We start from the raw sequence: 13699 nt of genomic DNA, 5'->3' as shown, positions 1-13699 counted from the left end.
TGAGTGCCGGTGCGAACCGGCACTCACGAGCGGCGGAACCGTTCGGCGAGTTCCGGATCGCTCTCCCACCACAATCCCTTCGCCGGTGCTTCGCCTGCCGCTGCCTCCTCGTCCAGTTTCCGGTCGAGCCGTTTCGCCCGTTTTTCGTCGTCGCGGGCCCACCTGATGAAGAGCGCGCCGACGAACGGCAGCCCGGCGACGTCTCCGCCGATCCACAGCACGCCCGCGCCGATGATCTGGTCCGTGCGCCGGTCCGGTCCCCAGTCGCGGTGCACCGCGTCGTAGTGCGCGGGCGCGAGCAGCGGGCCGAGCCACAGCACGAGGCCGAGCGCGCCGTCGAAGATCACTTCGGTGAACGAAATCCACACCGACACCAGGTGCGAGCCGTTGCGCGGCGTCGGGTCGAGCTGCACGCGGCTGTAGAAGTACAGGAAGCCGGCCAGCACGAGCACCACGCGCACGAGGCCGCCGACGACCGCTGAGTCGAGCGAAAGCTCGTACAGCGGCGTGAGGTAGATAAGCAGGAACGGCGCGATCAACACCACGGTGACGCACAGCGGGAAGGTGATGAACTGCGCGAAGCGGCCACGGCCGTGCGTACGCAGCCATGTGGCGACCCTGGGCGGCGCAGTGCGCATCAACAGCGTCACCGGCGCGCCGAGCGCGAGCAGCAACGGCGTGACCATCAGCAGCACGGTGTTCTGCGTCGCGCGGACCCAGAACAGCGTCGTGTCGTACACGCCCAGGAACGAGCACGTGACGAGGATGAGCGTGGCCAGCCCGGAGAGGAACGCTGTGGTCCGGCCCGCTGACCACTCCTGACGGCGTGCCGCCACGACGTAGCCGACGCCGAGCGCGAGCGCGACGACCACGGCCGGGACATCCAAGGTCCAGGCCGTGAACAACGTCGATCCGCTCAGCGGCGGCAGGTCAGGCACGATTTCGATGCGTTCAGTGTGCACCCGGCGAAATCGCGCCCTACGCCGCCCCTGACACCGCGAAGAAGATCAGACTGCCGATTCCGGCGACCGCGCAGTAGATGGCGAAGGGGGTCAAGGTGCGCGTTTCAAAGTATTTCGTCAGAAAACGGACAGAAATGTAGGAGGCGATGAACGCCACCACGCTGCCGACCAGCGCCGGGCCGAGCGACGGCTTGTTCTCCGGCGTGAACAGCGACGGCATCTTCAACGCGCCCGCGGCGAGGATCACCGGCGTCGCGAGCAGCCAGGCGAAACGGGCGGCGTCCTCGTGGTCGAGACCGCGGCGCAGACCGGCCACCATGGTGATGCCGGAGCGGCTGATCCCGGGCAGCAGAGCCAAAATCTGCGCCGACCCGATGAGCACAGCTTCCTTCACGCTCAGCTTGGACAGCCGGACGTCGGTCGCCTCGTCGATGGTCACCGCGCGCATCACCATCGTCTCCTCGGCGCTGAAATCGATGGTCTCCTCCTCGCGCGCGACCGCCGTCTTGGGCTTGCGGGAGAACTTCTCCGCGGCGAAGAGCACCCCGCCGTTGAGCGCGAGGAAGATCGCCGACGGGACCGGCTTGCCGAGCACGTCGCGCAGCAGGCTTTCCAGCAGCAGCCCGGCGATCCCGACCGGGATCGTGGCGAGGATGAGCAGCCACGCGAGCCGCTGGTCGGCCGTGCGGACCTCGCGGCGGCGGATGGACGTCCACAAGCCGGTGACGATGCGCACCCAGTCGCGCCGGAAGAAGAGGATCAGCGCGATCGCGGTGGCGACGTGCATCGCCACCAGCACCGCGAGATACGGCGAGTCCTTCCCGATGCTCAGGTCGCGGCCCCAGCTTCCGCCGACGAGCGCCGGCAACAGGACGCTGTGTCCGAGACTGGACACCGGAAACAATTCCGACACGCCTTGCAAAGCGCCGACGACAATGGACTCGAGGTAGCTGACCGCGGACATTCACGGGCCTTTCTCGCCGCAGTTCGGGCATTCCGCGGAAAAGCTACCGAGGACCGGGTTAACTCCGAGCAAGCCGGGCGGGAACAGTCGCAGGCGACACTTTCCGGCCACCCTTTGTTCATTCTGTTCACATCCATGAACATCAATCATGTACTTGACCAGTGTTCTCTCGATGTCTTAGCGTGAGCGCACGCCGCATCCGAAGTCATCGAGCCTCGACGAGGAGGGTTGGAATGCGTGTCCGCGATCGGGTTCTGGCAGCCACTGCCGGAGCCGCAGCACTGCTCGCACTCGCCACACCCGCGGCGTCCGCCGGGACAGTCCCGGTCAAGACTTCCGCCGAGCTGAAGACGGCGCTGGCCTCGGCCAAGCCGGGCACCACGATCCAGCTGGCCGCGAACACCACCTACACCGGCAACTTCAAGGCCGCCGCCAACGGCACCGACTCCGGCCGGATCACCCTCACCGGCCCGCGCAGCGCGGTCGTGCAGGCGTCCGGCGGCCGCACCATCGAACTGACCGGCAGCTACTGGACGCTGTCCGGGTTCACCGTCACCGGCGGCCAGAAGGGCGTGATGGCGCTGGGCGTCAACCACACGCTGGTGGACGGGCTGAAGGTGACCGGCATCGGCAACGAGGGCATCCACTTCCAGCACGACAGCAGCGACAACGTCGTGCAGAACTCCGAAATCTCCGACACCGGCAAGGAAAACGGCGGTTTCGGCGAAGGCATCTACTTCGGCTCGGCCACCAGCAACTGGCCGGGCGGGCAGCCCGATCACAGCGACCGCAACAAGGCGATCGGCAACAAGATCGGGCCGAACGTGCGCGCGGAGTCCATCGACGTCAAGGAAGGCACCACCGGCGGCGAACTGCGCGGCAACACCTTCGACGGCACCGGGCAGAGCGGCGAGAACTACGCCGACAGCTGGGTCGACGTGAAGGGCAACGGATACCTGGTCACCGGCAACAAGGGCAGCAAGGTCTTCGTGCACGACGCGACCTACGGGTCGTTCGAGGTCCACGTGCAGGTCGACGGCTGGGGCCAGAACAACACCTTCTCGGACAACACCGCGGACGTGCAGGCGCCCTCGGCCTACGGTTTCTACGTGGTTAAGGCGGCCACCGGGAACAAGGTCTGCGCCAGCAACAAGGTAACGAACGCCGGGAAGGGCTTCGCGAACGTAGCCGCGACACCAGGCTGCTGACCGCGATCACAGACGGGGGCCCGCTCAGCCCGGCGGCGGGGGCGGGCCCCCACCCTCCTTTCGGGGAGCCGGAAGCCTTCGGGAAGAGTGTCCGGTATGGACGAGCTTTACCCGCCGATCCCGGTGCGAGCCGACGGAATGCTGGACGTCGGCGACGGGCACCGGATCTACTGCCAGGAAGCCGGGAACCCGCAGGGGAAACCGGTGGTGGTGCTGCACGGCGGGCCGGGAAGCGGCACCGCGCCGATGACCCGGCGGCACTTCGACCCCGAGGCGTACCGGATCATCCTGTTCGACCAGCGCGGCGCGGGTCGCAGCACACCTAACGCGGGCGATGACCTGTCGGCGAACACGTTGTGGCACTTGGTGTCCGACATGGAGCTGCTGCGCGAACGGCTGAACGTCGAGCGGTGGCAGTTGTTCGGCGGGTCGTGGGGTTCGACGCTTGCGCTGGCGTATGCGGAAACCCATCCGTCGCGGGTGTCCGAGATGGTGTTGCGCGGGATTTTCACGGTGCGCCAACGGGAACTGGACTGGCTTTATCGTGGTGGCGCGGCGAATCTCTTCCCGGCAGAGTGGGATGCGTTCCTGGAGCCGCTGGATGATCCTCAGCGGGAAGACCCGCTCGCTGGGTATGCCGAGCTGCTGCACTCCCCCGACCCTGCTGTTCGTGAACGGGCCGCGATCGCTTGGAGCGTCTGGGAAGGCGCGACGGTGGCACTGCTGCCGCAACAGTCCTTTGTGAACCAATACGCGAATCCGCAGTTCGCGCTGACGTTCGCTCGGCTTGCGGTGCACTACTTCCAGCACGGCGCGTGGCTGGAAGAAGGCCAGCTGATCCGGGATGCTGACCGGCTCGCCGGGATCCCCGGAGTGCTGGTGCAAGGGCGTTACGACGCGGTGTGCCCGCCGATCACGGCGTATCAGCTGCATCGCGCCTGGCCCGGTTCGACCTTGAAGCTCACCGAATCCGCGGGTCACGCCGTTACCGATCCCGGAATTCTTGCGGCTCTCCGCGAGGCTACGGACGGGTTCCGGTAGCCCGGCGGATCAGGTCGGCGACTTCCTCCGCCGCTTCGAAATGCACGTCGTGACCGGTGTCGGTCTCGTGCAGGGAAAGCAGCGGAGTATCGGCGGCAGCGGCGGCCAGCTGGTCGCCGAATTCCTTGCGGTACCGGGCGAACGCGACGCCGACCTCCTCGGGAAGCAGCATCCCGGCTTCCGGCCGCAGCGAGGAGACGACCAGCAGCGGGCACCGCGTGGCCCGGTAAGTCGCGATCAGGTCGAGTTCGTCGAACGCCGCGATCAGCGCGCCGAGATCGGGATCCTCCGACAGCCGGACCTGCTCGTCGACGAAGCCGCGGAGTACCGGACCGGTGGGATTCGTGTGCCCGTCGAGGTTGACCGCGAGCGGGCACTCGGGATGTTCTGCGGCCCACAACGCCGCCAGCATGCCGCCGAGCGAATGTCCGACGACGGCGGGTCGGTCGAGGTCGAAATGCCGGATGACGTCGGCGAGATCGGCTAACGCCTGCCGCCAGTTCCACGGCCCCGGCCGGAAGGTGTAGGCGACGATCCGGAACTCGGGCAGGAGCGGGACGAGGTGATCCCAGTCGTGCCTCGTGCGGCCACCGCCGCCGTGCAGCAAGACGACCGGGGCACCGTCGCCGCCGTGATCACGCATGTCCACTGACCGCACTGTGCCCGCTGTCCTCTGGCGCGGCAACCGGTTTAAAGCCGTGAAGGGCTCCTTGAAGGAATCTGATTCCTTCAAGGAGCCCTTCACGGACCTTCGGAGCTAGATGCGGCCGCCGCTGGAGCTGTCGCCGCCGGAAAGTCGCTGTGCCAGGTAGACCGGCACCGTCGATACGATGATCAGCACCGCCGCCACCACGTTGACCACCGGGGCCTGGTTCGGGCGGAACAGGTTGTTGTAGATCCAGATCGGCAGCGTTTCCATGCCGGTGCCGAGCGTGAACGTCGTCACGATGATCTCGTCGAACGACAACGCGAACGCCAGCAATCCGCCTGCCAGCAAAGCGGATCGCAGCATCGGGAACGTCACCAGGCGGAACGTCGTCATGCCGTCCGCGCCAAGGTCCATCGACGCTTCTTCCAGGTTCCCGCCCATCCGGCGCAACCGGGCGACCACGTTGTTGAACACCACCACGATGCAGAACGTGGCGTGCGCGACGATCGCCGTCATCAGCCCGAGGTCAAGGCCGAAGATCGTCCGGAACGCGTTGTTCAAGGCGATACCGGTGACGATGCCGGGCAGCGCGATCGGCAGGATCACCAGCAGCGACAACGAGTTCCGCCCGAAGAACCGGTACTTCTGCAACGCGAACGCGGCCATCGTGCCGAGCACCAACGCGATCGCGGTCGCGGAAAGCCCGGCGATGACGCTGGTCCACAAGGCGTGCAGGGCGCCCTCGTTGGTGATCGCCCGGCCCCACCATTCGAGCGTGAAGCTCTTGGGCGGCCAGCCGAACGTGGTGTCGGCGTTGACCGAGTTCAGCAGGACCACCAGCAGCGGGAAATAGATCACCGCGAATCCGGCGCCGAGTGCGGTCCACAGCAGCACCCGGGCGGGTTTCGACATCCGCACGGCGGTCTCCTAGAGGTTGTCCAGCGCACCGGTGCGACGCACCGCGGCCAGGTAGACGAGCATGATCACGACCGGGACCGTCGCGACGGTCGCGGCGAACGGCAGGTTGTTGGCCGCGCCGATGTTGTCGTACACGACGTTTCCGAGCATCTGCGAGGTACCGCCGACGATCTTCACCGCGATGTAGTCGCCGAGCGACAGCGAGAAGGTGAAGATCGAACCCGCGACGATCGCCGGGAACGTCAGCGGCAGGATCACCGAACGGAACGTGCGGAAGGATTTGGCGCCGAGGTCGCCGGAAGCGTCCACCAGGGACGTCGGAAGCTTCTCGAGTCCCGCGTAGATCGGCAGGATCATGTACGGCAGCCAGAGGTAGGACAGCGTGATCACGGTCGCGGTGACGCCGTAACCCGGGCCGGACATGCCGAGCGGGTTCAGCAGCCAGTTCAGCACCCCGTTGCCGGACAACAGGGTCCGCCACGCGTACGCCTTCACCAGGTAGCTCGCCCACAGCGGCGTCATCACCATGATCACCAGCAGCCGCTGCGCCCGCGGCGACGCGAGTTTGGCCATGGCGAACGCCATCGGGAACGCGATCACCGCGTCGATCACGGTCACCAGCAGCGCGATGCCGACGGTGCGGAACGTGATCGTGCGATAAACGGAATCGCTGAACAGCGTGACGAAGTTGTCGAAAGACCAGTCGGTGACCACCTTGCCGGTGAAGACGTCGGTGGACCAGAAGGCCGTGATGAAGAGGGCGGCGAGCGCGCCGAGGTAGGCCAGGCCGAGCCAGAGCATCGGCGCGGTGAGGAGAAGTCCGAGGCGCAGCTGGGGTTTGCGGTGGAAGAAAGCCGAGATGCGGTGACTCGGCGGGCTCACGGCGGTCATGTCTTAGCGCTTTCGGGTGCGGAAGGGAGAAAAAGCCGGGGGCTGCGGGAACATTGGGGAGGGCCCGCAACCCCCGGCGGACTCACGGATGCCGGCGCGGTGGGAACCGGCATCCGCGAGAGTCGATCAACCCTTGATCTCGGTCCAGGCCCGGGTCCAGTCGCCGTAGTCCTTGCACTTGACGTCCGTGCGGCCGTCGAGGCACTGCGGGATCGGCGTGGTCCAGTACTGGATCTTGGCGGCGTACGCGGCGTCGTTGGCGTGGTAGGTGTCGCACAGCGACTTGTCCTTGAACTCCGCACAGGCCTTGGAGTTCGCCGGGGCCTCACCGAAGTATTCGGCGACCTGGGCGTTCACCTTGGGGCTCGTGATGTAGTCCATCCACTTGTACGCACACGTCTTGTGCTGCGACTTCGCGGACACCATCCAGGTGTCCGACCAGCCGGTCGCACCTTCGCTCGGCACCGTGGCCGCGATCGGCGCGCCCTCGCTCTTCGCGAGGTTCACCGTCACCTGCCAGGCCGTGCCGATCACGCCGTCGCCGCTCTTGAGCGACTGCGTTTCCTTGAGGTAGTCCGACCAGTACTCCTCGACCAGCGGGCGCTGCTTCTTCAGCAGGTCCGTGGCCGCCTTGAACTGCTTGTCGTCCAAGGCGTACGGGTTCTTGATGCCCAGGTCAGGCTGGTGCGCCATCAGGTACAGCGCGGCGTCGGCGATGTAGATCGGGGAGTCGTAGGCAATGATCTTGCCCTTGTACTGCGACTTCTCGTCGAACATCGGCGACCACGACTTCGGCTCCGGCTGCACCTTGTCGGTGCGGTAGGCCAGCACGTTCGCGCCCCAGCCGTGCGGGATGCCGTAGGCGACGTTGTTGACGCTGTTCCACGACTTGTTCTTGAGGAACGGGTAAATGTCGTTGTAGTTCGGCACGAGCGCGGTGTTGACCGGCTCGACGTCACCCGAGGCGACCAGCCGCAGCGAGGCGTCGCCGGACGCCGAAACCACGTCGTACTGCCCGGTCTTCATCAGCGTCACGGCCTCGTCCGAGGTGCCGAACGGCTTGACGTTGACCTTGCACCCGGTCTGCTGTTCGAACGGCGTGACCCAGTTGACCTTCGCGTCGTTCGAGCCGTTTTCCGCGTAGCCGGGCCACGCGAGCACGTTCAGCTGGCCTTCCGGCTGGCCGAGCTGCGTCAGCGCGTTCAGCTTCGGCGGCGTGAAGCCCTGTGCGCCTGGCGCCGACCCCGCTTTGGAGTCGGAGCCCGAGGTGCCGCAGGCAGCGAGCAGGAGGCTCACGCCGCACAGCCCTGCGAGCAGCGTCTTCCTGTTCTTCATAGCGAGAGAAACCTTCCCGTGAGGAACTAGCCGGCTTCGGGGACCCGGAAACTGTGTTCGCGGCGCCAGCGCAGGCGGACGCGACCGTCGGCGAACTCGGTCGGCTCGCTGGTGTTCTGGCGGACAACGGACAATTGGCCCCCGGCATCGAGCGCGACAGCGTAGCGCACCGTCGAACCGGCATAAACGACATCCGTGACCGAACCGGTCGCAGAAGTCTCTCCGGGACCGGCCGGAGACGCAAGGTCTCCGTCGATGCGAATCTTCTCCGGCCGGATGCTGTAGACGCCCGGCCTGCCGATCACCGCCTCGGCGCCGCGGCCGCTGAGCAGGTTCGAGGTGCCGACAAACCCTGCTACGAAAGCACTTGCCGGGCGTTCGTACACCTCGACCGGAGTACCGACCTGTTCGATGCGGCCCGCGTTGAACACGGCGATCCGGTCGCTCATGGTGAGCGCCTCGTCCTGATCGTGGGTGACGAAGACGAAGGTGATGCCGACCTCGCGCTGGATCTGCTTGAGCTCGACCTGCATGGCTTGGCGCAGCTTCAGGTCAAGCGCGCCAAGGGGTTCGTCCAAAAGCAACACTTTCGGGTGATTTACGAGAGCGCGGGCGAGCGCGACGCGCTGTCGCTGTCCACCGGACATCTGCGCCGGCTTGCGGTCGCCGAAGTCCTCCAGCCGCACCGTGCGCAGCGCTTCCTTCGCCCGGTCCCGGCGTTCGGCTTTCGCGACCCGCTTGACTTTCAGGCCGTACTCCACGTTCTGCTGCACCGTCATGTGCGGGAAGAGCGCGTAGTCCTGGAAAACCGTGTTGACGTCGCGGTCGAACGGAGCCAATTGGCTCACGTCCTTGCCTTCGAGTTCGATCGTGCCCGCGGTCGGCAATTCGAACCCGGCGATCATCCGCAGCACGGTGGTCTTGCCGGAACCGGACGGGCCGAGCATCGAGAAGAACTCGCCGGGCGGGATGTCGAGATCGACCCCGTCCACGGCGCGCACCTTGTCGAAGTGCTTTTCCAGTCCGGTGAGCCGGATCGCCGGCTGCGCGGACTGCGGACGCCTTCCCGGCGGCCGGGTCTCGGCGGGGGCTTGATGGGGCATGACGGGCCTTCCCATGGATCTGGTCACGACGGCTACAGCGCACTCATCACGTGCTTGACGCGGGTGTAGTCCTCGAGGCCGTACAGCGAGAGGTCCTTGCCGTAGCCGGACCGCTTGAACCCGCCATGCGGCATCTCGGCCACGAGCGGAATGTGCGTGTTGATCCACACGCAGCCGAAGTCGAGTTTCGCCGAGAACTTCATGGCGCGCTGGTGATCCTTGGTCCACACCGAGGAGGCGAGGCCATAGGGAACACCGTTGGCGTGCTTGAGCGCTTCGTCGTCCTCAGTGAACCGCTGCACCGTGATGACCGGGCCGAAGACCTCGTTCTGGATGATCTCGTCGTCCTGCTGGACGCCGGAAACCACGGTGGCCTCGTAGAAATAGCCCTCGTCGCCGGAGCGCCGTCCTCCACAGTGGACAGTCGCGTGCGCGGGGAGCCGGTCGATGAAACCGGAGACCTTTTCCAGCTGTGCCTCGTTATTGAGCGGACCGAAGGCGACGTCGTCGTCCGTGCCGGTCTTGTTCGCCTCGGCCTGGCGAGTGAGCGCGTTGACGAACGTGTCGTGCACGTCGTCGTGCACGAGCACGCGGGTGGCGGCCGTGCAGTCCTGGCCCGCGTTGAAATACCCAGCCGCGGCGATAGCTTCGGCCGCGGCTTCGAGATCGGCGTCCGGGAACACGATCACCGGGGCCTTGCCGCCCAGTTCGAGATGCACGCGCTTGACGTCGTGTGCCGCCGAACCGGCGACCTCGATGCCAGCCCGCACCGAGCCGGTGATCGACACCATCGCCGGAATGTCGTGCTCTACCAACGCACGTCCGGTGTCGCGGTCGCCGCAGATCACGTTGAAAACACCCGCGGGCAAGTGATCGCCGCAGATCTCGGCGAGCAGCAGAGTGGAGGCGGGCGTGGTGTCGGACGGCTTAAGCACGATGGTGTTGCCCGCAGCGAGCGCGGGCGCGATCTTCCAGATCGCCATCATCAGCGGGTAGTTCCAGGGCGTCACCTGCGCGCAGACGCCGACCGGCTCGCGGCGGATGAACGACGTGTGGCCTTCCATGTACTCGCCGGCCGAACGGCCTTCGAGCACGCGCGCGGCACCGGCGAAGAAGCGCACCTGGTCGATGACCGCGGGCAGCTCCTCCTCCATGGTCAGCGCGAACGGCTTGCCGGTGTCCTGCGCTTCGACGCGGATGATCTCCTCGCCGCGCGCCTCAAGCGCGTCGGCGATCTTCAGCAGTGCGAGCTGCCGCTGCGCCGGGGTGGTCTCGCGCCAGCTTTCGAACGCTTCCGCGGCGACCTTCAGCGCGCGGTCCACGTCCTCGGCGCCGGCCACCGGCGCGGTGCAGTACGCACGCCCGGTAACCGGGTCGACGATTTCCGCGACCTTTCCGGACAGCGAGTCGACGTAGGTCCCGCCGATGTAGTGCTTCAACTCCTGCACGCGTGCGCCTCCTGACTCTCCGTGGCAGAATGAAACATATAACTCCATATTTCAAATGACAAGGCCCTGGGGCAGGATTGGCACCAACGGATGCCGAGACGGGTGGACCAACGATGCGCAAGGAGATGTCGAACAGCGCACGACTGGCGATGTTCGCCCCGCTGGAACAGGTGGGGCGCGCGGAAGCGGTCGCGGCGCGGCTCTTCGACGCCATCACGCTCGGTCTCCTCGACGACGCCGAGCAGTTGCCGAGCGAGGCCGAACTCGCCGCGCAGTTCCGCGTCTCCACGGTCACTGTGCGCGAGGCGCTCGCGGTGCTGCGGCAGCAGGGTCTCGTCGAAACGCGGCGCGGACGCGGCGGCGGCAGCTTCGTGCGCACCCCGGACTGGCCCGCGCAGAGTTCGTGGGCCGAACGCCTGCGATTGGTCTCAATGGCTGAACTTCGCGACTTCGGCGACCACTACCTCGCCGTCGCGGGCTCGGCCGCGAAACTCGCCGCCGAACGCAGCACTCCCGAAGATCTCGAACGGCTGCGGCTCACCGCGGAAGACCTCCTCGGCGCGAGCGGCCCCGACGCGACCCGCGCGGAGCGGCACTTCCACCTCGAAGTCGCCGCCGCCGCACAGTCCCCGCGGCTCACCAACCAGGAAGTTCAGCTGCAGAGCGAACACGGCGTATTGCTCTGGGCGCCCCTCGGCGACAAGGAAACCTGCCGTGGGTCTTACGCTGAGCACCAGGCGATCGTCACCGCGATCGCCTCGGCCGACGGCGATCGGGCGCGCGCCTTGACCGAAGAACACCTTCTCGGCGCGCTTGATCGGCTCGCAGATCTGCACCTGACCCTCGAAACGCCGTAAGCTCCGATGACCCGCATCACGAGGTGAGCATCGTGACCGACACCCACACGCTGACCGGCGAAGAGGTAGTGACCCAGGTTTCCGCCCTCGTCGAGGAGATTTTCGCGCGCCTGAAACCAGTTCTGGCCGCCGCGGAAACGCTGCTCGGCGAAACCGCCGACCTGTCCGCCGAAGCGCTGCACACGATCCGGCCGCAGGTCATCGAGGCGCTCGGCGGCCTCGTGGTCGGCGCGGGCTTCGTGAGCGCGCCGAATGTCCTGGCTGATCAGGAACTCGGCTTCGAGTGGTGGACTTCGTGCCGCACCGACGACGGCGCGCCGGAACAGCTGTTCATCAGCCTCGATCCGGAGAGCCCTAATTTCCTTGACTACACGCGGCAATCGTGGTTTACCGTCCCGCGCGACAGCGGACGGCGGCACGTCAACGGGCCGTACGTGGACTATCTCTGCACCGACGAGTACACGCTGACCTTCACCGTTCCGGTCACGCGCGGTGAGGAATTCGCCGGAGTCGTTGGTGCGGACGTGTATGTGCGCGAGTTCGAGCGCACGGTGAGTCGCCGGCTTCGCGCGCTCGGCCGGACCGCCGCGTTGCTCAACGCGCAGGGCCGCGTGATCGTCTCGAACAGCGTGCGGAAGGCGACCGGGTCGCTGGTGCGCGAGATCGACGTGCCAGCCTGGTGGGCCTCCGGTGCGGAGCCGTACACGGCGCCGGGCGGGATGACGTTGCGGCGCTGCGGGGATTCGCCGATCACGTTGCTGGTCACGACCTAATCTGCAGGGCGAACCACAGTTCGGCGCGGACGCCGGGTGCGTCGAGGTCCCGACCCAGCAGCTCGGCCGCCTTGGTGACCCGGTTGCGCAAGGTGTGCCGGTGCACGCCGAGCTTCGTCGCGGCGAGGTCCCAGTGGCCGTGGTGTTCGAGCCAGCAGCGCAGGGACAGCTCCAGGTCGCCGCGACCGGTCCGGTCGAACTCCCGCACCGGTGCGAGGAGCTGGTCGGAAAACGCTTGCGCGGCTTGGTGATCGACCAGGCCGAGCAGTCCGGCCCCGGCGTGATCGGCGTACCGCAGCATCGGCACGCGCTGGGTCCGCGCCGCCTCGGCTGCTTCTTCCGCCTGCCTTAGCGCGGTCGGGAATTCCCCTGTCGACAGTCCACTGTGGAACTCCCCGGTCTCGGCGACGATCGCGCTCACCTCGTCGTTCTCGGCCAGCACGATCAGCTTGTCCCCGCGATGCGCGGCGAACACTTGCCCGGCAAGGGTTTCCAGCCGTTCGTACAGCGTGTTCCGGGCGGCCTTGCTGCCGGCCACCGCGAGCACCGTCCACGGCTCCGGCGGAAGGTCCGGCACGACCTCGCGGGCCAGCTCACGGTGTCCGGCGGCGAGCAGCTCCAGCACGCCGGTGTGCAGTTGGGAGAGCGAAAGCCGCTGTGCGCGATCCTGTTCCAGGGCAAGGGAAAGCAGCGAGACCGCCGTGTTGACGATGTGCTGGCCGGTGCTGTCCAACGGTTCCGCAGTACCGACCGCCAACGCACCCCGCGTGTGCAGAGTCTGGATGACGACCTCGTCGTCGCCATGGGACACCACGCGCGTGCCCGCGCGAAGGCTGGTGACGTCCAACTCGACACTGCGCGCCCTGGCCGACGAAGCCTCGCGCACGCGTCCGGCGGAGTCGTAGAGCACGGCCCAGCCGTCGATGAGCCGCGCGAGCCGCCGCACCACCCCCCCGGCACCGCTTCGCCCGACAGCGGTCCTCGTCAGCTCCTGTTGAGCGCGGCCGATCCGTACCGTCGCGGCATACTCGTCGGCTGCGACCGACCGGGACACCGCGCGCGTGATCGCGATGAACGGTGTCTTCCGCGGGACCTCCAGCACCGGCAACCCGACCTCGTCGGCGACCGCCACCAACGCGTCCGGCACCTTCGCGTGGCTCAGCCCGACACCGAAGCCGAGCCCGGCGACGTCCGCCTCGACCAGCCGCCGGATGTACGCCGCGTAGGTCGCGCTGTAGAGCGTCAGGCCGGTCGTGAGCAGCAGTTCCCCGCCTTCGAGGAAGCTCTGCGGGTCGGTCAGCTCGGTGGGGTGCACCCAGCCGATCGGGCGGTCCAGCCCGGCCTCGCCCGCGACCACGCGCAGCTCCAGCGCGGGTTCGGCGGCGAGGGCGCGCAGGGTGAGTGCCATAACGGCTAAGTGTAGACGTCAAGTTGGACAGAACGGCCAGCTGACGGCGGGCGGCGCAGGCCCCATCCTGAGGGCGACCCACCTGAAAGCTCGTGAGTGCGCATCGCGGTTCTAACCGGGATTAACACTCACGACCCGCGAT

Annotated in this window: 13 protein-coding genes; 4 read left to right on the top strand and 9 right to left on the bottom strand. The window is 67.0% G+C overall.

The window, feature by feature from the left end; all coding sequences use genetic code 11:
- Positions 1-23 precede the first annotated feature (23 nt).
- Together ACFORO_RS28615 and ACFORO_RS28610 are read right to left on the bottom strand one after the other, a co-directional pair.
- Complete coding sequence (locus tag ACFORO_RS28615; protein ID WP_354744704.1) at positions 24-962, bottom strand: cytochrome c oxidase assembly protein; 939 nt, start codon at positions 960-962, stop codon at positions 24-26.
- Positions 963-978: 16 nt separating this feature from the next.
- On the bottom strand, positions 979-1926 hold the full coding sequence (locus tag ACFORO_RS28610; RefSeq protein WP_377872151.1) for an undecaprenyl-diphosphate phosphatase: 948 nt from the start codon (positions 1924-1926) through the stop codon (positions 979-981).
- 233 nt (positions 1927-2159) lie between these two features.
- Here ACFORO_RS28610 and ACFORO_RS28605 point away from each other — a divergent pair, with 233 nt between their 5' ends.
- The gene (locus ACFORO_RS28605; protein ID WP_377872150.1) at positions 2160-3134 is read left to right on the top strand and encodes a right-handed parallel beta-helix repeat-containing protein; all 975 of its coding nucleotides are present in this window, start codon (positions 2160-2162) and stop codon (positions 3132-3134) included.
- A 96-nt stretch (positions 3135-3230) separates the two neighbouring features.
- On the top strand, positions 3231-4175 hold the full coding sequence (gene pip, locus ACFORO_RS28600) for a prolyl aminopeptidase (protein WP_377872149.1): 945 nt from the start codon (positions 3231-3233) through the stop codon (positions 4173-4175).
- Here the strand turns inward: pip and ACFORO_RS28595 are convergent.
- From ACFORO_RS28595 to ACFORO_RS28570, 6 genes are all read right to left on the bottom strand, one after another.
- Positions 4156-4818: an alpha/beta fold hydrolase gene (locus ACFORO_RS28595; protein ID WP_377872168.1), complete on the bottom strand. Its 663-nt coding sequence runs from the start codon at positions 4816-4818 to the stop codon at positions 4156-4158. The two genes, pip and ACFORO_RS28595, sit on opposite strands and share 20 nt — an antisense overlap.
- Before the next feature lie 114 nt (positions 4819-4932).
- Complete coding sequence (locus ACFORO_RS28590; protein ID WP_370940174.1) at positions 4933-5736, bottom strand: ABC transporter permease; 804 nt, start codon at positions 5734-5736, stop codon at positions 4933-4935.
- A 15-nt stretch (positions 5737-5751) separates the two neighbouring features.
- A complete protein-coding gene (locus ACFORO_RS28585) occupies positions 5752-6633 on the bottom strand; it encodes an ABC transporter permease (protein ID WP_354744712.1) in 882 nt (293 codons plus the stop codon).
- A gap of 126 nt (positions 6634-6759) precedes the next feature.
- Complete coding sequence (locus ACFORO_RS28580) at positions 6760-7968, bottom strand: ABC transporter substrate-binding protein (protein WP_354744714.1); 1209 nt, start codon at positions 7966-7968, stop codon at positions 6760-6762.
- A gap of 26 nt (positions 7969-7994) precedes the next feature.
- A complete protein-coding gene (locus ACFORO_RS28575; protein ID WP_354744716.1) occupies positions 7995-9071 on the bottom strand; it encodes an ABC transporter ATP-binding protein in 1077 nt (358 codons plus the stop codon).
- Positions 9072-9103: 32 nt separating this feature from the next.
- Positions 9104-10519, bottom strand: a complete 1416-nt coding sequence (locus ACFORO_RS28570) for a gamma-aminobutyraldehyde dehydrogenase (protein WP_377872147.1) — start codon at positions 10517-10519, stop codon at positions 9104-9106.
- Between the two features lie 113 nt (positions 10520-10632).
- Between ACFORO_RS28570 and ACFORO_RS28565 the strand changes: the two genes are divergently transcribed.
- Positions 10633-11376, top strand: a complete 744-nt coding sequence (locus ACFORO_RS28565; protein ID WP_344288431.1) for a FadR/GntR family transcriptional regulator — start codon at positions 10633-10635, stop codon at positions 11374-11376.
- 32 nt (positions 11377-11408) lie between these two features.
- Positions 11409-12149, top strand: a complete 741-nt coding sequence (locus ACFORO_RS28560; protein ID WP_344288433.1) for a cache domain-containing protein — start codon at positions 11409-11411, stop codon at positions 12147-12149.
- Here the strand turns inward: ACFORO_RS28560 and ACFORO_RS28555 are convergent.
- A complete protein-coding gene (locus ACFORO_RS28555; RefSeq protein WP_377872146.1) occupies positions 12139-13557 on the bottom strand; it encodes a PucR family transcriptional regulator in 1419 nt (472 codons plus the stop codon). The two genes, ACFORO_RS28560 and ACFORO_RS28555, sit on opposite strands and share 11 nt — an antisense overlap.
- Positions 13558-13699: the final 142 nt, after the last annotated feature.

Source organism: Amycolatopsis halotolerans, from assembly GCF_042647905.1.
Taxonomy (GTDB): Bacteria; Actinomycetota; Actinomycetes; order Mycobacteriales; family Pseudonocardiaceae; genus Amycolatopsis; species Amycolatopsis halotolerans.
Note: the sequence above shows the minus strand (reverse complement) of the source record. Positions and strands in the feature narration are given on the sequence as shown.